Here is a 22,584-nt window from a genome sequence, read left to right on the forward strand (position 1 = left end):
CGAGAACGTGGCGGCGTAAGCTGGCCACTTTGTGTCTACGGAGACGAGACCGAGTCCAGCAGAAGCTACGAGTAGGTTGGGCTCGAAACCAGCGCGACGCGCTGCCGCCTCCAAACGTAAGGCTTGAGTCCATGCATCACCTCGGTATAGCTCTCGTAAGGGCCTCCGTTCGTCCGCCCCGTGAAGGGCGCGACGCCAATGGACTGCTCGTTTCTTCAACGGGCCGGGCGTCAGATGTCGAATTCGCAGTGCGTCGATGGGTTGCGACGACTTCCGTTCGGTGCAGGTGACAACCAACGTCAGTTTCTCCGTCATGCCTGTTGCCCTTGTCCTCGAAACTGTCCGTGTATCGCATCTACTGTATCGTGTAGTTTCAAACCGGCGCATCTCTAGGCGCCGAAATGTAAATTTCATGGGAGACGAGGACGCATGACACGCAAGGCAGTTGTTCTACTAAGCGGCGGACTGGACTCAACTACCGTACTCGCGCATGCAAAGAGTGAAGGCTTTGAACCCTACGCACTTAGCTTCCGCTATGGGCAACGGCACGCTGTAGAACTGGAGGCGGCAAAGCGGGTGGCCGCAGCGCAGGGCGTCGAAGGTCACGTCGTCTGCGACATCGACCTGCGTGTCTTCGGGGGGTCAGCCCTTACATCCGAAGTGGACGTCCCGAAGCATGAGTCCGTCGACCAGGTTGAAGAGAACATCCCGGTGACGTATGTGCCGGCACGTAACACGGTGTTCCTGTCCTTCGCTTTGGCCTATGCGGAATCAATCGAGGCAACCGACATTTTTATCGGTGTAAGCGCGCTTGACTACTCCGGATATCCGGATTGCCGCCCCGAGTACATCGAGGCGTTCGAGAACATGGCAAACCTGGCAACTCGGATCGGCGTCGAGGGTACGAGAATAAACATCCATGCGCCGCTCATCGACAAGACCAAAGCTGAGACAGTGAGAATGGGCCTCGCTCTTGGTGTGGACTACAGTCTGACATCTTCGTGCTACGACCCCGATGAAGCGGGCCGCTCATGCGGCCATTGCGACTCCTGCCTCCTGCGACTCAAAGGCTTTGCCGAGGCCGGCAGTCACGACCCCATCCCGTACCAGGAAGTTTGACTTGACATACAAGATCAAAGAAATCTTCTACACCCTGCAGGGCGAAGGTACTCATGCCGGACGCCCGGCGGTGTTCTGCCGGTTCAGTCTCTGCAATTTGTGGACCGGCCGGGAGCAAGACAGGGCCCGTGCTGTTTGTCAGTTCTGTGACACCGACTTCGTCGGAACGGATGGTGAAGGCGGCGGACGGTTTGAAACAGCAGAGGAACTGGCAGACGCTGTGGAGGCAGCCTGGCCGACAGATTGGCCTGAAAACCGCATGGTGGTCTGTACCGGAGGCGAACCATTGCTGCAGTTGGATGTCGCCGCAGTCGCAGCTCTCAAGAGCCGGGGTTTCTATGTGGCCGTCGAGACTAATGGAACCAGGACTCCTCCGGAGGGTATCGATTGGTTGTGCGTAAGTCCCAAGGTAGGTGCTGCACTTGCCGTCTCGGGTGGCAATGAGTTGAAGTTCGTCTTCCCACAGGGCGGTGTTGACCCCAGAGAGTTTGAGTTGTTGGACTTCGATTCTTACCGCGTGCAACCCATGGACGGGCCAGACATTGCTGAAAACACTGCACTCGCTGTGCGATTCTGCCTGGAGCACCCCAAATGGCAACTGAGTATGCAAACCCACAAGTACCTAGGGATTCCATGACGTTTACCGCAGAAATCTACCGCGAGTTCACCTTCGAGGCCGCCCACCGTCTTCCGTTCGTTCCCGATGGACACAAATGCAGTCGACTTCATGGGCATTCGTACCGCGTGCAAGTGCATGTGGCAGGAACTGTGGCTGACGACTCGGGATGGGTGCAGGACTTCGGCGACATTAAGGCCGCGTTCAAGCCCCTCGAGGAGCAACTGGACCACTACTATCTCAACGATATCCAGGGACTCGAGAACCCAACGAGTGAAGTCCTCGCCAGGTGGATTTGGCAGCGCCTTGAGAAGCAGTTGCCGTTGTTGGCAGCGGTCCAAGTTCGTGAAACCTGCACTTCTGGTTGTGTATACCGGGGCGAGTAGACGGACCTTCCTGATTCCCGTGAGCGCATCGTGCACGGGTACTCCAATGACTTCGCAGCGCGACCACTTGTCTTGATTGCATTTCCGAACGTGGAAGCGCACTAGATCGCAGAGGTTCGAGAGTCACGATGGCAGATGCATGGTTGCAAAATACGGGATGTGGATCGACCGGCGAGCATCGACGAATGTGAGTCAACCAGTCCTTACCAAATCCTATTGGCTGCCGATAGTGATGTGGGAAGGGTGCATCGTTTAGTGTCTAGCGCACCTTCGAGTATCCGGTCTGGGACCGCCGCGATGTGGGGTGTGAGCTTGTTTTCCGATCAACTGTCAGTGGGGGACTTCGTCACGTACGAAGGGGCCCCGGGCATCGGCCGGATTGTTGACTTCCACGAAGAGGCAACGGTTGAGTTCTTCGAGTCGGTCGCCGAAATCTCTGTAGGCCTTGCTGTTGTCCCGCGCCGTTCCTTGAAGCGCGTCTCCCTTGGACGTGAGAGCCGTGTCTTCTTCCAGGATAAAAACCTCGTGTGGCGTGCGGGTCGCGTAATTGCTCCGGCCACCGACTCGGAGGGAAGAGCAGCGTACTGGGTCCGATTACCCAATACGTTTCAAGACACTCTCGTGCCTGCTTCGAGCGTTCGCGTGCGGTGGGATAAACCGCCGCGAGACCCACTCCAGATTCTCTTAGCCGGGGGAAACGAGACGCCCAGATTCCGAGATGCTCGTCAGTCCGTGCGCGCACTGCTTCTTGAAGATCGCGCCTCCGCTGCGTCTGCGACCGGCATCGCATCTGCCGGTGTCCAGATGCACACGCATCAGGTTGCGGCTGCGTTCCGGATCCTCCGCGACCCCATCCAACGATATCTCTTGGCAGACGAAGTCGGCATGGGGAAGACGATCGAAGCGGGTTTTGTCATCCGACAGACGCTTATAGACGATCCGAGCCGCAAGGTGGGTATCATCTGCCCCGACGCGCTCGTGGAACAGTGGAGAGCAGAACTCCGCGACAAGTTCTTCATCGGCGATTTCGGCAGACGTGTGAAAGTTGTCAGCCATTCCGACACTCAAGGGTGGAGAAGCCTTGAAAGCGTCGACCTCCTAGTCGTAGACGAAGCGCATCTTCTGACTAGGGTCACTTCACCGGATGAACCTGCATACACCTTGCTGACGAGGATCGCTCACGGTTCGCCGAGATTGCTATTGCTTTCAGCGACACCGTTCGGACAGAAAAGCACGACGCACCTTGCGTTACTACACCTGCTGGATAGCCAACTCTTCACGTGGGATCGCCAGCAAGAGTTTGAGGAGCTCCTAGAGGCGCGAAGAGAACTCGCATACGCCGTTTACGTTCTCGACGAGGAACCTGATCCGGAGAATCCGGAATACCTCCAGTATCAACTTGAAGAACTCAAGGAAAAAATCCCGGTCGACGAACTGCTTGAGGCACGAATCGCAGCCGTGATGTCCACGTTCGAAGCTGAGTCGGTGGACGTCGACCTGTTGAATCGGCGTGTAGCGTCAGTCAGAGCACACATCTCGGAAACTTACCGTCTTCACCAACGAGTGATCCGGAACCGGCGTCACAATATCCAGCACGAGAGACTGGATGACGAAGGCATCATGACGCCTTTCTCCTTCACCGGCCGTGGGAAGCCGAAACTAGTTCGACTTCCCTCCAGCGAACTGGAAGATGCTGCGAACCTCGTCGAAGAGTGGCTCGCCGCCTGTAGCGCGTACCTCTTGGATAACGGTCTCGACTCGCGCCCTTACGGAGCGCTCGCTGGAGTCCTCACGTCCCGAATTGGCGGTCCAATGGCAGACCTCTTAGGGATCATTCGGTATCGCGTCGGACTATCAGAGGAACCACCTTCGCTGTCGCCTGAAGAGAGGGTGATAGTTGAATCGACACCGACTGTTCAATTTGAACACAGCATCCTGGAGAAGGTCGGAGAGGTTGAACATGATGCTGTCTCCTCACTTGCGGAACTTATCATCGCGCAATCTGCACCGGGCGAGAAGGTAATCGTCTTTTGTGGCCACGGTTCATTTGCGCTCGCCTTGAAAAAAGCCCTTCAAAATTCCATCCGCGGAAGGAAGTCAGCGTTCGCCCATTTCGTCACGCAATCGGACAGCGAACGGGAAGAGTCGGTCCGGGAATGGCGGAAGCGCGGCGGCGTTCTAGTCGCCGATGAATCAGGAGACGTCGGGCGCAACCTGCAGGACGCAAATTTGACTGTCCACGGGCGGCTTCCCTGGAATCCGAATCACTTGGAGCAGCGAATTGGCCGTGTCGATCGCTATGGATGGTCTGCGTCGTCGCGAGGAATTGTGGTCGTGGACACCAATTCATACGGCCTCCTTACCGCCTGGGCCAGGTTGTTGTCGCGCGGATTCGGTGTTTTCGAGCGCTCGATCTCGGCTGAGCAGGACGCCGTCGAGCAACTCGCCGAAGCTTCATGGGACGCGTTGGTGCGCGAGGGGGTCGAGGTGTTCGAATTGCGCGCTGAATTGACGAGCAAGGCAATCGCTGAAGAGACACGTCGCATCAACGAATTAGACGCGCTCGAGTCAAGTTGGGAAGTGACCGAGGAGTTAGGGTCACTAGCTGAGAGCATCTCGAAGTACGACGATCGCCACCAGAAAATTGGGCGCTACTTCCGTTCGTTAATAACGGGCGCGGAGGGTTTCAAATTCGAGGAGAAACCGTGGGATGGGTGCTTAAGATTTGCGGTTGACGAAAAACAAGATCCTCTCCTCAGCCCACAGTTGATTAAGCTCCTTCAGGTTAACGAGAAGGCACGAATCGGCAACTTCGACCGATGGAACGTACTTCCTGGCAAACGGTTGTTCCGACGGGGGAACCCCTTCATTGACGCAGTGGAGCGCGTTCTGGAACTTGATGATCGGGGGCAGGCCAGTGCGAGTTGGAGGTTAGATCCGGGTTGGTCTGGCGATGCCCTTGTGTACTTCGGCTTCGATATTGTCGTCGAAGCTGACCCGGGCCCACTAAGCCGGTTACTAGGAAGCGATAAGGGGAATATGGCGACGGCGATCCGTCGCTGCGATTGGGCTCTCCCTCCGTTCGCACGGCGCGTATGGGTAGCCACCAATAGTATGACAGCAGTGACGAGCGAGGCGGACCTTAAGTTCTTAAATGCACCGTTCAATGAAGTCAGGGACAGAAATTTGAATCCGTCAAGAATTGTTGCTCTGCATAACGTAGTCGGTTCCGGGAACTTGGAGTCTGTCGCCAAGACGGCGGCGAAGACTGCGCACGAGAAGCTATTGCAGACCACTGCGCTGAAAGAGGCATGTGCACGCGCGTCTGCCAGGGTTGTGGCTGAGACAGACGTGCTTATTGCCCGAAGCAACGCGAGGTCGTCGGCCATCAAGATGGTCGCTGATCCTGAGTCCCTTGCGATGGAAATTGAGATCGGACGGGCCGTGCAAACTGGAGTGGAGAACCCTATCGTGCGTGAAGTCGCAGTAGCGTGCCTAGTTCGCTCGGCGGAGGGATGGGAACAGTTTGTATAGCAAAGACTTGGTAACCGCCCAAGCGGCCATCGAAGCGTGGCCTGATGCCGCCGTCTCAGCCTTCTCGGTCGGAGATGCCTGCCGCAGACTCATCGACGCGTTGGCGGGTTTTGGAGTTAGACGCGCGGGTTCCGGTTGGCGGGATATCGCCGCCCTAGTTCGCCAAGTTCTTCTTGTCGACCGCTTCTCCTTTGAAGGATCGCCCGAACTGGTGGTGCCGGCCGCCTATCCTTGGCCAACAGCGTCTCAGTGGCAGGATCTGCATTGTCGGGTGTTCGCTGTTGACCAAGGGCGTTTCCGAGTAACGGCGACGCGTTGGGAGCCGAGTATTGGGGAAAGTTCTCTCGCGTCGGACATCGCACAGGTTAAACTCGCCGAGGTGTTCAGGGGCGATACCACTTATAACCCGCCGAGTATTCCCGCGGACCCATTCTGGGCTCAGGCCCATGAGTATTCGACATATCGTGGTGTCGCACAGCAGCAGGCGGCCCGCGCAGCCGTGATGAACGATGGAAATCCGTTGCTCGTCTCGCTTCCGACCGGTCGTGGAAAGACCGCCGTTGCATGGTCGAAAGCGCTCCTTTCTCACGAAGGTGTGACGGTTGTAATCGTTCCTACCATCGTGCTGGCGCTCGACATGGAGCGGAGGACACGAGAGCAGGCGCAGGCCAAGAAGAAGCAACTTAGTCCACTCGACCGCTACGCATACACCGGAAGTCTTAACGGCGAGGTAAAACGAGCCTTGAGACGTGGTGTTCGTGCCGGGACACAACGAATAATTTACACCAGTCCCGAGGCATTCGTATCGGGCCTCAGCGGTGCAGTTCTTGATTGCGCCCGGGCGGGTCTCCTCCAACAGATCGTCGTTGACGAAGCGCATCTGGTTGACCAGTGGGGAGATGACTTCCGACCCGAGTTTCAACTACTGCCAGGCTTGGCTCATGAGGCTTACGAGATCGCCCCTCGCGACCGCAAGCCGTCCATCCTGTTGATGAGCGCCACGATTGCGCAGAGGCAGGTCGACAAGTTGACTCGTCTCTTCTCGTCCGACCGCTCAGACGTAAATCTCCTCTGGGGCTCGGCGCTACGGACAGAACCGGCGTACTTCGCGCATCAGTTCGATGATGATCCCGCAAGGCGGGCTGCGGTGATTGACGCCGTTTCTATGCTGCCGAAACCCCTCATCCTATACACGACTACCGTAAGTGACGCCGATGAATGGGTAGACGAGCTTAGATCGCTGGGCATGTTCCGAGTCGGCGCCGTAACAGGCAAGTCGTCTGATGAAGATCGACAGTCCGCAGTGGAACGTTGGAGAGGACTTACCGCCAATGGAGCAACTGCTCCGACTCAATTTGACGTGATTGTCGGAACCTCTGCATTCGGACTCGGCATCGACGTCCCCAATGTGCGTAGTGTCGTGCACGCCTGCATGCCTGAATCCGTCGACCGGTACTATCAGGAAGTTGGACGAGCCGGACGAGACGGGCAAGCGACGGTGGCGGTTCTCTATTCAGGGCCTCGAGACAAACGCTTAGCAGTAAGTCTGGCAAGTGCGACCTTTATCGGTGCCGAGAAGGGCTGGACTCGTTGGAAAGCGCTTCTTGAAGCCGCCGAGGAAGTTGAGGGGCCAAGCAACCTGCGCTTCCGCGTTAAAAGGAGCACTCTGCCCACATATATGGATCGAGGGTATGGGCAGAGCGCACAGTGGAACATCAGGACCCTAACCCTTATGGCGCAAGCGGGCATCATCAAACTCCGAATACCGACTTGGCATGCGCCAGAGGGCGCGACTTCAGGGCAGATCCAAGCTCAGCGAGATGACTTTCTTGAACAGGCTCACGACCTCATCGACTTTGAGTTGGTCAATGGCTCGCTATTGTCCCAAGAGGGGTGGACTGAAGTCCTGGAAGCGGAGCGTGCACGTGCGCGCGTCGAAGCGGACGCCTCCCTTACTACCGTTTATAAGTTCATTACGGGCAGACACTGCGTTGGAGGACTTCTGGCGGCGCACTACCAAGTGCGAACCAAGGATGGCGGGCGTCTGACCACCTACCCGGTCTGCAGAAGTTGCCCATCATGCCGAGCCAATCCGAACAGCGCTACAGGGGTTGCGGACGATGAGTTCTGCTACCCACGCCTTCCAAGCCGGCCTGCACAAGTGGACCCACTCCGGCGGTGGAGAGGGAAGTCATCGGCGCTCTTCATCACCCTTTCGGAGGGTGATGATCCTTTTCCACTTCTGCGTAAATTGGCCGGGATCGGTGTTGAAGTGTACACCGGCGTCACCTTTGAGGAGGGATTGCGCCTGCAAAAAGCCGCTGGGAGTCGTCCGATTATCATCGACAATGATGGCGCAGACGACTTGCCTCTGGCCTACGTTTTAGAGGACAGCATGGTGGTCGTGCTCGGTGACACCGTCCCAGAGTTCGTTTCGCAACGGGTTGAACTCGGGTTGCCGACTTACTTGGTCGGAGCCCAACGCCTCAAAGATCCCGTACGTTCTGACTGGAAGTATGCCGCCCTGCAGGACGCGGTAATTGATGCCGGTGCCCTTCTGAAAGAGTTGTGATGGAATTACTAAACATCAGTCCCGTCCCGCTCCTGCCGCGAACTATGTGGGTGGCTTACCGCGCACTCCATGCGACACCGGGACTCACTCAACGTGAACTCGAGGACGTAGTGTGCCCCCCTGCGATGAGGGACGAGACGCCAGGAAAAGGCGCCCACGTTAGACGGGCAGTCGATGCGCTCATCAAATTCGGACTGGTCGACGTCGATGGTACGTCAGGGGCGGATGGGCCAGCTTTGTTCGCAAAGGGCGATTCTCCGTTGGAATCGTTTAGGAGGAATTTGCGGGATTGCGTCCTCAGTTCGGAAGTAGCTGAGGAATTGATGCCGCAGGATCTAAATCGGGCGGTTGTGTGGTTGCTTGCACAATCGCCATTGGAAGCATATGACCGTGTGCGGGCCGACAAGGAACTGGGCGGATTCTTCCTTAACGACACTCGATGGAACACGTTCAGGTATTGGGCCACCTTCCTTGGGTTCGGTCGTGAATGGCCGCTGGAAGAGGGAGGCCTAGCGGTTGACCCTACGGCAGCAGTGCAGGACGCGATCGACCACCCGAAGCTCAGCGATTTGGTGATCGGTACCTCTATTGAACTGCAGCAACTTGTGAGACACGTTCAGGCGGAGATCCCTGTGTTCTCCTTCGTTGAAACCAATCCAAGTGACGCCGCCCCAGCGTCTCTAGCGTATGCCTTCCAGTCGCTGCGTGACAGAGGTCGACTCAAACTTGAAAGCCGCTCTGATTCCCGATCATTTGTTCGATTCCCGGCCGGCTCGGGAGCCGCCAGCGATGTTTTGTTCTCGCACGTAACCATCGAGGCAGGAAAATGATGACCATTTCGATGAATCAGTATGTGTGCTGGCGACCGGAGGATGTCGCAAATACCATTCCGACCGAGGCCGCCAGCCCCTCTAAGGCGGTACTCCTTGCATCCCACACTCCATTGGAGATTCGCAAGGCTGTCCCAGGCGAACTTGGTGAATCAGTAACAGAGGAAGAGTTCCTCCACGAGTTCCTTAATAGCCCTCCCAAGGAAGGCGTCCGAATCACGCCTGTGCTTGGCCAGTCTGGCTCAGGTAAATCGCACCTCGTCCGCTGGGCCGAAGCCCGTATCCAGTCAATTCCAGGTCCCAAGCGGGTCATTTATCTGCCCAAGACCCGTACCAGTCTTCGGGATGTGATCGAGGAACTCCTGCAAGGTCAGACCGGTGGGGCATTTGACGAGATTCGTAGCCAATTAGGTGGCTTGCGAGAATCAGTTGACCCTGAAAAACTCGAGCGGCGAATTCTTGACGAATTGGCCGAGGCAATTCGAGAGGCAAAAGCTGATCACTTCCTTACGAGGGTGCTTGTAGGTGAGCGCGGACTCTATGTCCTGCTCCATGATCCACTCTTCCGCGAGTACCTTCTGCGACCTGGGGCGTTTGTGCCGAGACGAGCGGTGCATGCACTTCGGGGACGAGGTGACGACGAGGAGGACATCCCTCCGGCGTTTACGATCGATGATCTGCCGCTCTCCATCGCCGACATCCGAGATGCGGGTACCGCGGCGCGTACGATGTTTAAGCGTCTCTCAGCGGACACCAAGTTGCAGGCTGCGGCGATTGACATGCTCAATGAGCACCTCGACATTGCTGTGATGAGGGCCGCTGACTTGGGTGTAGGGAGTGTGCAACAAGCTTTCCTGACACTTCGCGAGCAACTCGTTGGGGAAGAAATCATTCTGCTTATTGAGGACTTCGCAGTCATTCAAGGCATCAAGCGTGATCTGCTCGACGCAATCATCGAGGTGGGTACTGTTGATGGGGTAGAAAAGTACGCCACTGTTCGAACGATGATGGCCGTCACGTCTGGTTACTACGACAAGTTGGACGACACCTTTCGTACCCGTGCCGAAGCGAGTTCCTCCAAATACTTCGTGGATGTGAGCATTGACGATTCCGAAGGAGGTGACGCTCAGCTTCTTGATTTTGTGGGACGCTACCTCAATGCGGCACGCCTCGGGAAAGCGAAGATCGAAGCGGCCAGCCCTTCCTTGGTCAATGCTTGTGAAGATTGTCCTTTCCGTGACGAGTGCCATGAGACCTTTGGTGCAACGCGAGATGGTTTCGGCCTTTATCCGTACAATGAACCGGCATTGCGTCGCGCGATCAAGATCACGGCGGACCCCAAGCATCGAAACCTGTTCAATCCACGAACGGTCCTGTCGAAGATGGTTCGTCCCGTACTCACAAACGAGGCGAGCGCAATCCGAGAGGGGCTGTTCCCATCACCGCAATTCCTTCGGGAAGACCTCGCACGCGAGACCAACGAGTCCGCGGCGAATCGTCTTCCGGATCTGCCACTCGCTGTCCGTCACATGCTTGATGAGCGCTATCAAGAGCCGGAGCAGACGAGGTATCGCACGACATTCCAGTTTTGGGGAAACGTCTCAACGAATGTCAATCCAGGGGTCTACACTGCATTTTCACTGCCTCCCGCGGACCTGGAGGCAGTCGAACCGGTGGTCGAACCGCAGCCCGAAGCGGCCCGGACGTCACCCGCCGTGGCCACGCCCCCGATCTCGGCGACGATTTCCGCGACGCTGCGCAGGCACCTCGATGATGTAGACAACTGGTCGAAAGGCAGTCCGCTGACGCAGGCTGCCGGGCGCGAGATTCGCAGCATCGTCCGCGAGGCTCTCGTCGCCGGCCTTGATTGGTCGGATCCAATCATGAAGGACGCGAATAGTTCTGTCCTCGCCAAGGCGGTGCCCGAAAAGCACCAGATCTCTCGGTCAATTTCTATCGAAGACGGTCGAGAGAACCGTGCGGCCGTCGTCGAACCTATCGTGAAATTTGCTCGAACGCCGGGTAACGCACTCCTCTTTCAAACGCTCCTGCAATTCCAGGACAATCCGGCGTCGGCACCTGAGGGCCTCCTGCGTCTCCGCGAACTGGCTGACCGGCACCGAGCCGAGATAATTGAACGAGTCATTGCCGCCAGCGATTTTGGGAAAGAGGAGTTGGTTGCGGTTGCTGCGTCACTGATCTCTGGCGCGGCGCTGTGCGGTCAGTTGCCGGCCAAACCTAAGGTCAGCGACTACGTCGCTGCAGTGCTATGGAGCGGTCGAGGCTACTCGAGAGGCGACGACTCCCGATCCGAATCTTGGCAGAAAGTTGAGACTGCCTACTTGACTGCTCGGAAGGATGCGGTTGAGGGGCTACGGGCTGCTATTGGATCCAGCCAGGGCTCAACAGGCGGGGTTCACGCAGTAGATGACCCGAGGGTTCGAAAACTTGTAGAATCTGCGCGAAAGTACGTTGATCCGCCTGAGCCGGATCAGATGCCGGGTTGGGCATTGGCAGCCGAAAGGGCCCGCAGGAATCTTGAAGCCTATGTTCCGTTTCAACTCGCCGAGTGGCGTAGTGCAGTGGCTGAGATTCGTGAACACGTACCGGACGGCGTTTCTTACTCTGGCACCGTAGAGGCCGTGGCCGCGGCAACCGAGGTGGGCCGAACACAAGGATATGTTAAGGCGATGCTCGCAGAGGTTCAGTCTGCCAACGCTAGCGCTAAGATACTGAACTTTAACTCTGTTGCCCGTCTTGAGGGGGCTCTATTGGAAGCGGACGGAAAGAGCGGACTCTCCTTGGCACTCATCGCAGGTGGGGTTGATGCACGCGATGTGTTTAGCATTCGTAGTTACCTTCGCTTCACAGCGGGGTGGTTGGACGCGGGCCTCTCCGCCGCCGAGTCACAACAGCGAGACAATGCCTTGGATGTTGACGAAGACATTGAAGCGGTACTGCGCAAGTGGGCCGGGGTTCTCGAAGGAGAGGGAGGGGTGGCGCCGGATGCCCACTGATCTTTTGGTTCGGGCGAATCGCCTTGAGAAACTCGCCAAACTAGCCCAGGACGGGGAGGGCAACAAGCAGAACCTCGAGCGGGTGAAACTCGCTGTAGATAAACTTTCCAGCACGCTGGAACAATTGGGGACCATAATGGCTACTCGGCGGGCACTTGATGAACTGCAAGTTCCGCGCGAGATCGAGCCCGATATAAAGACGGTTTACGTATCCCTTCGAGATTTTGTTGGAGTGCGTGGGCGCCCCACACCAGAGCGTCTCCAACGTGCCAATACAATAGTCATGCGGCAGATCGAGGAACTGGAAGTCGATGCCCGGAACCGTTGGATGAAATGGACCACATCCGCGTTAGATAGTCTGCCAGAACACAAGACGGCGGCGCTTTCGCGCCAAGACCAACGACGAGTCGACGGCTTCATCCGTGAACTCAAATCTAATGCGCGCCGTTCGCCAAGTGTTGAACTGGTTAGCACTTTCAAGAGTCTCCTTCGACTCGTCAACGAAGAACTCGGAGAAATCCAACTGAGCGAAGCCATCCTCAGGGTTCTTGAACGTTTTGCTTCCGCAGATGGTGTCTCCTTGAGTGACTTGACGGACGCTGATGTCGCCGCGCTCCGCTCGGATCCGTCCATCGAGGAACAGTTCTTCATCCGGCGGCAGGTTTGACGGGCGATCAATGGGCAGTCGTACCCGAACTGCTCACGGCGCTCGAGGATCTGGAACTTCCTCGTCTCTCTTGGGGCATTGTCGATGGGTTCTTGAGCGAGGTCGAGGTTCGAGAGGTGCTCGACCAACGGGTAATTGAAGATCTTCGTTCGGGAACCTCCGGGCCAACGACCGACGAATACCTGGACCACATGCTGGAGAGCGGCCTCCTGCACCGCGTACAAGGCATTATGCAACCGCGGTACCGCACTCGGCTTGCTGAGGGACTTCGCCTGTTCCGCAGGCTTCGACAACTGTGGGTACCGACTAACAGGGACACGGTCGGATGGTGGCGTTCTCGTTCATCGCTAGTTTCGGACTACCGCCTGCAGGTTGGGCCCCGCCGCTATCCACGCCGTGAGATGTCGGCATTCGATGTCATCGACCGACTTAGGCACACGAAGGATTGGAGCGCTGTTCAGGAGACAGTTGCAAAGGAGATCATCGGTGAGCGGCGGTTGGCGCGCTTCCAGTTCGATGCCTCGTTGAGCGTCGTCGAAGCTTTGCAGGCCGAGCGCTCCGTCGGACGCATCATTACTGCCGGGACCGGTTCAGGCAAGACTCTGGCCTTCTATCTGCCAACTCTACTCAACCTCTCTTCGAGGAGCACGTCTCCCGGCAAGACTCCCCATACGCTGGCCTTATACCCGCGTAACGAACTACTCCGCGACCAGGCGCGCGAGGCTCTTATCCAGTGCCGACGAGCGAACGGTGTTCTGCCGTCGAATTCACGCCCCATCAGGATAGGTCTCCTTTATTCGTCCACGCCGGGTAACGCGGGCGCTTTCCAAGGGAGCCACACCCCACGCGGGTGGCGGCAGACGACGTCGAAGGACGGTTGGGTTGCTCCCTATTTCCCCTGTCCCACAGACGGATGCCAGGGGGATCTCGTCTGGAGCGACGAAGATCGCCTGCGCCAAGTGGAACGGTTGGAGTGCACTAATTGTGGGGCGGTGATTGACGGCACGGAGCTTGCCCTCACGCGCAAGTCAATCACTGCATCACCGCCGGATATTTTGTTCAGCACTACTGAGATGCTCAATCGTAACTCTACAAACGGGGTTCTGGGGCGGGTATTGGGGTGGCGTGGAAGCAGTTCCATCCGCCTTGTCCTCCTGGACGAAGCGCACACCTATTCAGGCGTGCACGGCGCCCAAGTGGCGCTCATGTTGCGTCGCTGGCGTCATGCCAACGGCCAATTCGGGTCACCGGCGCCCGTATTTGTAGGATTGTCTGCGACGCTCAAGGACGCGGGGGAGTATTTCGCCACTTTGATCGGAACCAACCGATCGGATGTGGAGGTCATAGGCCCGAGCGAGAGCGAACTTGTTCCGGTGGGCCGGGAGTACGGTCTCGTGCTCCGCGGGGACCCAACTTCGGGCGCCGCTCTGCTTTCTACAACTATTCAGTCGGTCATGCTCGGTGCCCGACTACTCGATAGAGAGCCAGGGATTTTCGGCGCCTCTGCATTCGTGTTCACTGATGATCTCGACGTCACGAATCGTCTATTCGATGACCTACGGGATGCGGAAGGATACTTCAATGGACGCCCGAACAGTAGACCGCGGCTAGCGGACCTCCGCGTCTCCTCGGACCCGCAGGGGACCTCACGTTACGAGGACGGTCAATCGTGGGATGTGGCAGAGCAACTCGATCGCCTCCCCGGGGGGCTGAGAGTCGGTAGGACTTCGTCGCAGGACAAGGGCGTCGATGCGGCGGCCGACGTGATCGTCGCAACGGCATCGCTTGAGGTCGGCTTCAATGATCCCCGTGTCGGCCTCGTTGTTCAACACAAGGCGCCGCGCAACATGGCTTCCTTCTTGCAGCGTCGGGGCCGCGCCGGTCGCTCCCTGGACATGCGTCCCATCACGGTAGTAGTGCTGTCGGACTATGGCCGTGACCGGGTCCTCTACCAGTCCTACGAGCGACTACTTGACCCGGAAATCGATGCGCAGACGCTGCCGACGCGGAACCGCTTCGTGTCGAAGATTCAAGCCACCCATGCGATGCTTGATTGGCTACATCGCCGACTGGGAACTGACATTCGCTCGTTGCTCACAGCGTCGAGGAACCGGACTTTGGCCGCTTCGGAGTCCCGGGCGCTTTTACGCGAACTGGATTTACTGCTGAGGGATAGTTCAGCACAGGCGTCGCTTCAGGAGTTCATTCAGCGGGCACTGCGTGTGAGTAGGGACGATTCGACAGCAATCCTGTGGGACGAGCCGCGCTCGCTGCTGCTTGCGGCAGTGCCCACAGCTCTAAAACGCATCGAGTCAGGTTGGGTGAGCGCAAGTGGCGAACTCGATCCACCCGCGGAAATCCCGCTCCCGGAGTTCATGACGGGGGCCCTCTTCGAAGCACTTAACAGCCCTGACGTCGGATTCGACCTTCCATCTAATATGACGTCAGACGAGGATCCATCAATGCCAATTCGCCAGGCACTGACTGAGGCAGCGCCTGGGAGAGTCAGTCGCCGATTCGGCCACAAACACGCCTCGCATAGGTCCTGGGTGGCTGTTCCCAGAGAGGGGAGTGGCCTTCCCCTCACCAGTATGGTGTCAAAGGGCCAAAACCTCGGCGAATGGGCAGCGTCTGACGGGTCAACCTACATGGTTGTCCGCCCAATCCGACTCCGGTTGACGGCGCCGCCGGACGATATCCGTGATACGTCGAGTGCCGTACCTGTCTGGCGCAGTTCATTCATCTTCTCAGACGGTGGTATCTCCGAGGCGGACTTCCCCGAGAATACACCTTGGAATTTGCTGGCCGACTCGTGCGGATTTGCGCTCCACAGAGCCGGAAACCCGCTGACAGTTCGTCGACTCGCAATCGGTTCCGAAGGTGAAATCGTTCACACGGATGGAGTCCGCGCAGCCCATTCGACTCGTTTCAGCCATGAGGGGGTGCCTGCGGCTCTAGGATTCGAACTCGAGGTTGATGCGTTCGTCGTTGAGGGCGACCTCAGCAAGGTCCGTGGGGTTGATCTGACGGAGTTTGCCAAGGGGCCAGAGTGGCGCACCCTGGCCTTCAGGACTCGCATCGAGGAAGATAAGCGCCTTGATGGGGTGGCCAACCATTTCATGAGGCAGTGGCTCGCGGAGTTGTATCTGGTCGCTTACGAGCGAAACGGCATGGACGGCGGTGACCGCCATATAGCGCTCCGGGAAACGTTGAAAGGCGGTTGGCGCGCCCACATCGACGACTTTTTCCGCGCGATATACCGCTCTGATGAGGGCGGGCCTGATGCGGCGATGAAACGCGCCGCGGAACTCGAGCAACTGTCTCACAACTCCGAGGTGAACGACGTGCTTGACGAGCACGGGTACCTGCTTGTGGATGCGGACGTTACAACCGTGACAGGGGATCTGTCTACACGCACTGTGTTGGACACCTTTGCAGCCGCGATTCTGGCTGCGGTCCATAGGCGGGTTCCAGATGCCCAGGATGCGGACCTCATTGTCGATGTCGTGGTGGACGAGGTGAAGGGTGGCTTTCGGATCATTGTGTCCGAGACGGAATTGGGCGGCCTTGGCCTGCTCGAGGAGTTCCAACGTGACTACGCTGCTGATCCACGCCGTTTCTGGGAGGTTGTTGCGGAGGTATGCGGCCCGAGTGAGTACGAAGACGTCGATGCCTCTATGCAGTGGGTTGTGGACGAACTGACTCAACATGACTCGGGGCTTAGTGCTGCCGTTGCTCGGTACCGGGCCGCAGCGTCATCTGCGGAACTTGACGAAGCGATCGAAGAGATCCGCGCGACTCTAGACGACAATGATGGTCCGCCGTCCCATCTGCTCATGTCAACGATCGCCACACGTGCACTGCGACCCGGTTCGTCTCGAGCGACGGACATGGCCACGGCTTATCTGGCTCAGAGGTGGCAGGAGATTGAGTCGAACCTTGGCGTCGAGCTCGACGCTCGTGTTATCGCTTTCCATGGCTCCAGAGGAGGCCTTGGCCAGAGCATTGCACCCCTGAACGCAGACTCTGCTTTCGCAGCTCTATGGCTACGGGGAACCACTGCGCGCAACGCGGTGCTGAACGACTGGCAGCCATATGCCACGAACCGTTTGCGTGAGCGTCTCGTTCTAAGCCCTGTTGTCGCCGACAAATCAGTTCTTGTAGACGTGGCATCAAGCGACTGGGAGGCCCGTTATCTTGAGGCGATTGCTCGTGATGGGACGGTCCGGTTGTTGGCTGAGGTCTCTCACCGAGAACAACTCTCACGAGCCCTCAGAACTGTAACGAGCCTGCCGATCGACGCCGGTGCACTTCGCGTCTACGGCCAACTCAGGAAAATCATCCGACAGGGCCGGGAGTTGGTCGCATCCATCACACTCGCGGAGGGAAGCCAATGAGGCGAAGCCGAACAATCCGCACCCGCCCACGTAACGGCATCGCCGTGACCGAAATTCTGAGCACAGTGCTGGTGTCCGAACTTGTGCGACCAAGCAAGGAAATCTGGCTTGTGTCGGGCTGGGTGAGCGACGTCCCCGTGATCAAGAATGATATGGGTGCGTTTGACGCTATCCTTACTGATGCTGCAGGTGGGACGCTCACGTTGAGTGACGTGTTGGCTCGTCTCAGTCGGCTCGGAGCCCACATTAACGTGGCTGTGCGCGATGACCAGCACAATGAGCAGTTTCTAGAGTTGTTGAGACGGCGGTGCGCCTTGAGCCACCTTCACATCCATAAGAGCCCAGACCTTCATGAAAAGATCCTCGCCGGTGACGACTGGCTGCTCAAAGGATCGATGAATTTCACTTGGAACGGCCTTAACGTGCATGAGGAAAGCATGGAATTCGTGGTAGACACGGCCGAAGCTGCAAAGCACCGGCTTGAACTCAATATCCGGTGGGGAGGGACCAGTGCATGACCCTCTCCGACGACGAGTTCCTGGAGACTTTCTTCGCCGCGCCAAACGTAGTTTGGCCTCATCGGAATCCCCACCATCCTACTGCCGCTTACCTGGAAAATTTTCTTCGCGCGCTCCAGCAGAAGGGCGATGTACCGCTTGTGCTACCCCGCAAGGAGACAGGCTGGCCACTGTCCGAGACCTACGTTGTCTGTTGGTCGCGCAGCCACGCGGGTCGCATGCGAATGCTTCTAAGCGCATGGGTTGGGCACAATTGGTGCGAATTTGATGGCCGTCTTGCGCCTCTGCGTAGAGATGACCCCGTTGAATCAGCGATACTCAGTTTCGTTGGACCGGGTACTACTTACCGGCTGCGGCCACCGACTAAACAAGCGAACAATGGGATGTTTCGTGCACTGGGTCGAATGATCAATGCTATGGAGCAACAGCCTTCCCGAGTCACTCAGATGCCGCGGCCCATCGGTCGTTTGCTGCGTGACTTTGAGACCTCCCTCGCCTCCGGTCAGGCACTCACGTCCCTTGAACTACTAGAAACCATTGAGCAGAGTGGCGGAGTATCGCACGAGAACGTTGCATTTCTCCGACTGCGGCGGCTCAGTCAACTCGGATCTGACCAAGAACTGCTTAGCAGCCCTCTCGTGGGTGCCGTCGTCCCTACAGAACCGCCCCGACTCGTCCGAGAAGCGATTCTCGGCGCTTGGTACCGCAGTACACGGGCGAACGTTGCTCATGAGGTGCAATCCTTAATCGACGAGTTGCGTAACTTCGGAGTCGACATCGGGCTTTTGGTGGATGGCACGCTCGCTCGTACCACCGACCCTGACGCATGGGCTGCGAGTGCTATCGTCGCCATTGCCCGAGGTGATGCGGAACTCGCCGGCCTGCTGCTTGAGGCGGAGTTGGAAGTTCCCACGGAATTCCGTCAGGAGTTGGAGGTTCTCGTCCACGAGAGTTCGGTGCCGGCCACCGAAATCGTTGAGGAACCATTCGAGCAGGAGCCAGAACTCAAACCGGAACCGTCCGACGCGCAAGACTCGAACGAAGACGGCCAGGCTCAGGCAGATGCATCGCTGCTAGCGCCGGGCGAGCCAACTTCCTGGACTGAATGGCTCGATTTCATTTCGAAGGGTGACGAGACCGCCCTCCCAGCGGAACTCGTCGAAACATGGACCCCACCAGGTGAATGCGACGCGAAACTCGCGGAATCAATCCAAGGACTCCATGTCTCATTGACCGATCCACTCTTTAACGGGCTCGCAGCCTTCATCGATTCGGATGATCCGTCCAAGCCCGCGTGGCGAACGTCGGCTGAACTCGTCTTGAGACACCTTCTTGACGACCACCTTACGCCAAGCGACCTCGGCGCGATCAGCGCCTTGCTTGCCATCTTCCTGCGCGGTGCGCCCGACGCTGGCGTCTACGAGCAACTTCTCCAGGACCTGTCCGAGTTCAAGGGGCGATGGGCATCGGTCGACACAGCGGCGGCAACTATCGACATCGCTGACCTTGTCGTATGTGCGCCAGCGGCTAGCAACGAAGCCCGCCAAGGATTCGTAGCAAGTACGCTGGAACCGCTGTACGCTCTGCGCCATCGACTGTCGGAACCGCTCCGCATCGTGGCGGCCCTTGCCACCGCCGACCTCGACTTGGGCTGGGACTGGGCTGTCCCTGGAGCACAGCAGTTTGAAGTGATTGAGCCACCTTCGGTGTTGCCTAAGTCAATTCTTCTGTACAGCCTAGACACGGGAGTTCTAGCTCGGGCAAAGTCGGCTCTCGCTAGACTCCATCCTTCCGTCACGGTTAACGTGTCCGATGCCAAGGTTGGAAGTGATGCCCTGCGCACGCACGCACGTGCCGCAGAACTTATTGTTCTTGCAACCCGGAGGGCAACGCACGCGGCTACCCAGTTCATTCAAGCCCATGCCCCTGCGGGGGCTCGGGTGCGGTACGCCGACGGTTGCGGTTCTGGTTCCATGATGCGCGCGATAGAGGATGGCGTCAGGACGTTCAGTGCATAGCACTCGATATCAAGTTTGGCGAAACGGCTGAGTTCACTGTCGCTAAGCCTAGACTGCAGAGTTCGATGCGGTTCATGTCAGTGCGTGGTTGTAAAGTCGAGCAGTGCCGTCGGCAGCCCCATCGGCCGTGGCTTGTATAGGAGACACCCATGACCTTGACCCTTAACCACCAGGCTCGCTCTCGCAGCAGAAGGAACTTGATAGTGGCCTTCAGTTCGGCGGTTGGCCTGCTCGCTTGCATTCTGGCGGCGAATTTCGTGACCTCGCGATACGGTGTGGTTCCTGTCGGCTTCGGCTTGGTAGCAACCGCCGGTACCTACTTCGCCGGGCTTACATTCGTTTTGCGCGACGCCTTACAGGACTCTGCTGGCAAGATCTGGACGCTAGGCCTGATAGTTATGGGTGCCGTCCTGTCCCTCCTGCTGTCCGAGCCACTCATTGCCATCGCATCCGCCGTCGCTTTCTTGACGTCTGAGGTCGCAGATCTGGCCGTTTATACGCCTCTCAGGAAACGCGGCTACATCCGCGCTGCAGTTGCCTCTAATATCGTGGGATCATTCGTTGACACCATAATCTTCTTGACTATTGCGGGTTTTTCCGTGAGCCAGGCACTGGCGGGACAAATGGTTGGCAAGTTAGTGGTGACGGTTCTTGCGGTCGTTCTAGTTGTAGCTTTTCGTGCGTGGCGCAAAGCACGAATGGCGTGACCGACAGTGGAGTGGAGCGCTACACGTAACAGGACCGGTAAGCCGATAAATGATAGAGGAGGGCTAAGCTAATGCGCGCCTCAGGGTCGCCGAGCACCAATAGGGCTGCGTCCCTTGCTGACTTTAGCAGTGGGTCCAAATAGCATCCTCACATGAGCCAGGAACAGACCCGTCATCCAGCAGGTTATTCCGCGGAAGGTGTGTGCGTGCCGCCACTCTGGATCTTGTCGCTTCCGGTAGTCCAACTTTCAGAAGCGAAATCCTCAACTCCGCAGGCGTTTTCGATTGAGACCTACGAGACCCTGAGGGGCCGGGAAGAGCAGAAGTTCTTCGAGTGGTCCATCGGGATTTTGGAGGACGCTGGCATTGTCGGCATTTTGAAGAATGACTATGTCTATCAAGCAACGACCCTCCAGGGAGAGATCCACACCGGTGGAAGACCATGCTCGGTCACGCTCTCTAGGACTTCGATCGAGTTTGACGACGGAGAAACTGCTGGGGGACCTATCCAGTTCACGGATGGCGTGCTCGAAACTGATGGAGAGGAACTCGAAGCATCGCAAGTCGGTCTTGCGTACGATTCAGCCCGCAGACATTTCGCGTTACGGCGGGCGTGGGAAGAGTGCACAATGATGAGAAGCCGCCATGCAGTTGTGTTCAAAGACCTGCGTATCCTCTATTACTATCCAGAGTTCGCTCTGGACTTACTGACCGAGACAGCGGAGTACACTGTAGCCATACGCCGAACTCCCACCCCTAGTGTCTTCCGGTACTGGCTCACGGATGCGGCCACTTCAATCGTGCACAGTCCTCGGGTAGCTGACGCACTACTTTGCGATGCTGCCGAAGAGGCCAGCGGAGTTCCCGAACCGGCTACGATCCTCAATGCCATAATCGGTGCCACCGAACTGGCTCAAAGGGATCCTGAATGGCTCGCCATAGAGGCTCGGCGCCGACCGGGTCAGGTTTAGGGCAGGACTGTTCGACTGGATGTTGGGGTTTCCGCTAGTTGCGGATTCGCCATTGGGTTCCCTGCCGCTCGTGTCGCGTTGCGTCGTGTACTCATAATTGGTCCAAACTAGGTCTCGCCAAATGACGACTGGGTTCGACACGCTCGCCGGTGGCCTGCTGATCTGGGCATCCCTAGATATAAGGGCCAGCGCACATTCTCCCGCTAAGTCGGGATCAGGGTGAATGGTGATCGCTGAGGGTTGTACTTGCCTAAGGGATGCCAGTACTAAGAAATGCGTCGGGCATAGTCTTCCTTGATGACTTCGAGGTGGAGCCAGGAGTCGGTGCGGCGGACGCCGGGGAGGCTGCGGATTTCTTCGAGCTGGGCGAGGAGGTCGCGGGGGGACTGGGCGGCGAGGGTGGCGATGGCGTCGAAGCGGCCGACGGTCTGGGCGACGAACTCCACGTGGGATGAGGTGCGGAGGAGTTCGAGGACGGCGTCGTTGTCGCCGGACAGATTAAGGCCAACGCCCATGGAGAGCTGCCGGCCGCCGGCGCCGCGGGATTCCACCGCGCTGATCCGGATGATCCCTGCGTCCAGCAGCCGCTGCACCCGGGACCGAACGGCGGTGGGCGTGAGCCCCACGGCGGCGGCGAGGTCCCGGTAGCTGGTCCGGCCATCCTGCTGCAGGATCTCGATGAGCTGGGTGTCCACGTGGTCGATGGTGACCTCGCCGGCGTACTGCGAGAGGAAGAAGCCCTTGACCAGGCGGGTGTAGACCAGCGTGTCGATGTAGGCGACGTTGGGGTGTTCGCGGAGCTGGGTCAGCACGCCGTGCAGTTCGTCGTGCGTGGAAACGCGGATTTCGGCGACCAAGTCGTGCATGCCGCCTACCGCGGAGACCAGCACAGCCTCGGGCCATTCGGCCAGCCGCTCGGCGATCTGGCGGACCGGGCCGGACGCCACCACGGAGACGTGGGCGATCACGTGCTGGCCGAGGAACGCCGGGTCCACGGCGGCCACCACCCGCACGGTATAGGTGTCCAGCAGCTCCCGCAGCCGGGCGGAGACCGTGGCCCGGGGCAAGCCCAGGTCACGCGCCAGGTCCTGATAGCTGGCCCGGCCCTCCTGCTGGAGAGCGCGGACCAGCTTTGTGTCGATCGTTTCGCCGTTGTCCGCCAAAGTTTCCTTAACCTCCCAAGTGAGCACCGCCGTCGTCAATTATCCAGTGATCCAGCCCACATACAAGTG

General features: G+C 58.2%; 14 protein-coding genes. 13 read left to right on the top strand and 1 reads right to left on the bottom strand.

The annotated features are described in order from the left end of the window. Positions 1-429: 429 nt before the first annotated feature. From queC to AC5RWX_RS08215, 13 genes are all read left to right on the top strand, one after another. A complete protein-coding gene (queC, locus tag AC5RWX_RS08155; RefSeq protein WP_494097227.1) occupies positions 430-1,119 on the top strand; it encodes a 7-cyano-7-deazaguanine synthase QueC in 690 nt (229 codons plus the stop codon). A gap of 1 nt (position 1,120) precedes the next feature. Next, complete coding sequence (gene queE / locus AC5RWX_RS08160) at positions 1,121-1,756, top strand: 7-carboxy-7-deazaguanine synthase (protein ID WP_494097228.1); 636 nt, start codon at positions 1,121-1,123, stop codon at positions 1,754-1,756. Then, a complete protein-coding gene (gene queD, locus AC5RWX_RS08165) occupies positions 1,753-2,121 on the top strand; it encodes a 6-carboxytetrahydropterin synthase QueD (protein WP_494097229.1) in 369 nt (122 codons plus the stop codon). The genes queE and queD overlap by 4 nt, the downstream gene beginning before the upstream one ends. 333 nt (positions 2,122-2,454) lie before the next feature. Continuing rightward, the gene (gene dpdE / locus AC5RWX_RS08170; RefSeq protein WP_494097230.1) at positions 2,455-5,655 is read left to right on the top strand and encodes a protein DpdE; all 3,201 of its coding nucleotides are present in this window, start codon (positions 2,455-2,457) and stop codon (positions 5,653-5,655) included. After that, positions 5,648-8,227 (top strand): protein DpdF, encoded by a 2,580-nt coding sequence (gene dpdF, locus AC5RWX_RS08175; protein WP_494097231.1) that lies wholly within the window; start codon positions 5,648-5,650, stop codon positions 8,225-8,227. Before dpdE ends, dpdF begins: the two co-directional genes overlap by 8 nt. Next, positions 8,227-9,057 carry a protein DpdG gene (gene dpdG, locus AC5RWX_RS08180; protein ID WP_494097232.1) on the top strand — a complete coding sequence of 277 codons (831 nt, stop codon included), beginning with the start codon at positions 8,227-8,229 and terminating at the stop codon, positions 9,055-9,057. Before dpdF ends, dpdG begins: the two co-directional genes overlap by 1 nt. After that, positions 9,057-12,074 carry a protein DpdH gene (gene dpdH / locus AC5RWX_RS08185; protein ID WP_494097233.1) on the top strand — a complete coding sequence of 1,006 codons (3,018 nt, stop codon included), beginning with the start codon at positions 9,057-9,059 and terminating at the stop codon, positions 12,072-12,074. The genes dpdG and dpdH overlap by 1 nt, the downstream gene beginning before the upstream one ends. Beyond that, positions 12,064-12,741, top strand: coding sequence for a hypothetical protein (locus AC5RWX_RS08190; RefSeq protein ID WP_494097234.1), 678 nt, complete (start codon positions 12,064-12,066; stop codon positions 12,739-12,741). Before dpdH ends, AC5RWX_RS08190 begins: the two co-directional genes overlap by 11 nt. Beyond that, the gene (gene dpdJ, locus AC5RWX_RS08195; protein ID WP_494097235.1) at positions 12,738-17,138 is read left to right on the top strand and encodes a protein DpdJ; all 4,401 of its coding nucleotides are present in this window, start codon (positions 12,738-12,740) and stop codon (positions 17,136-17,138) included. Before AC5RWX_RS08190 ends, dpdJ begins: the two co-directional genes overlap by 4 nt. After that, the gene (gene dpdK / locus AC5RWX_RS08200; RefSeq protein WP_494097236.1) at positions 17,135-17,656 is read left to right on the top strand and encodes a phospholipase D-like domain-containing protein DpdK; all 522 of its coding nucleotides are present in this window, start codon (positions 17,135-17,137) and stop codon (positions 17,654-17,656) included. The genes dpdJ and dpdK overlap by 4 nt, the downstream gene beginning before the upstream one ends. Beyond that, positions 17,653-19,674, top strand: coding sequence for a protein DpdD (gene dpdD / locus AC5RWX_RS08205; protein WP_494097237.1), 2,022 nt, complete (start codon positions 17,653-17,655; stop codon positions 19,672-19,674). Before dpdK ends, dpdD begins: the two co-directional genes overlap by 4 nt. A gap of 149 nt (positions 19,675-19,823) precedes the next feature. Continuing rightward, positions 19,824-20,381 (top strand): VUT family protein, encoded by a 558-nt coding sequence (locus AC5RWX_RS08210; protein ID WP_494097238.1) that lies wholly within the window; start codon positions 19,824-19,826, stop codon positions 20,379-20,381. A gap of 152 nt (positions 20,382-20,533) precedes the next feature. Beyond that, on the top strand, positions 20,534-21,352 hold the full coding sequence (locus AC5RWX_RS08215) for a hypothetical protein (RefSeq protein WP_494097239.1): 819 nt from the start codon (positions 20,534-20,536) through the stop codon (positions 21,350-21,352). A 266-nt stretch (positions 21,353-21,618) separates the two neighbouring features. Here AC5RWX_RS08215 and AC5RWX_RS08220 read toward each other — a convergent pair whose 3' ends face one another. Further along, on the bottom strand, positions 21,619-22,542 hold the full coding sequence (locus tag AC5RWX_RS08220; protein ID WP_494097240.1) for an Lrp/AsnC family transcriptional regulator: 924 nt from the start codon (positions 22,540-22,542) through the stop codon (positions 21,619-21,621). Between the last annotated feature and the right edge of the window lie 42 nt (positions 22,543-22,584).

The sequence above is a fragment of the Arthrobacter sp. SPT-J7 genome (assembly GCF_059089965.1).

Coding starts and splice junctions, on each gene's coding strand:
- queC (WP_494097227.1), top strand. CDS start 430: ATGACACGCAAGGCAGTTGTTCTACTAAGCGGCGGACTGGACTCAACT.
- queD (WP_494097229.1), top strand. CDS start 1,753: ATGACGTTTACCGCAGAAATCTACCGCGAGTTCACCTTCGAGGCCGCC.
- dpdG (WP_494097232.1), top strand. CDS start 8,227: ATGGAATTACTAAACATCAGTCCCGTCCCGCTCCTGCCGCGAACTATG.
- dpdH (WP_494097233.1), top strand. CDS start 9,057: ATGACCATTTCGATGAATCAGTATGTGTGCTGGCGACCGGAGGATGTC.
- AC5RWX_RS08190 (WP_494097234.1), top strand. CDS start 12,064: ATGCCCACTGATCTTTTGGTTCGGGCGAATCGCCTTGAGAAACTCGCC.
- dpdK (WP_494097236.1), top strand. CDS start 17,135: ATGAGGCGAAGCCGAACAATCCGCACCCGCCCACGTAACGGCATCGCC.
- dpdD (WP_494097237.1), top strand. CDS start 17,653: ATGACCCTCTCCGACGACGAGTTCCTGGAGACTTTCTTCGCCGCGCCA.
- AC5RWX_RS08210 (WP_494097238.1), top strand. CDS start 19,824: ATGACCTTGACCCTTAACCACCAGGCTCGCTCTCGCAGCAGAAGGAAC.
- AC5RWX_RS08215 (WP_494097239.1), top strand. CDS start 20,534: ATGAGCCAGGAACAGACCCGTCATCCAGCAGGTTATTCCGCGGAAGGT.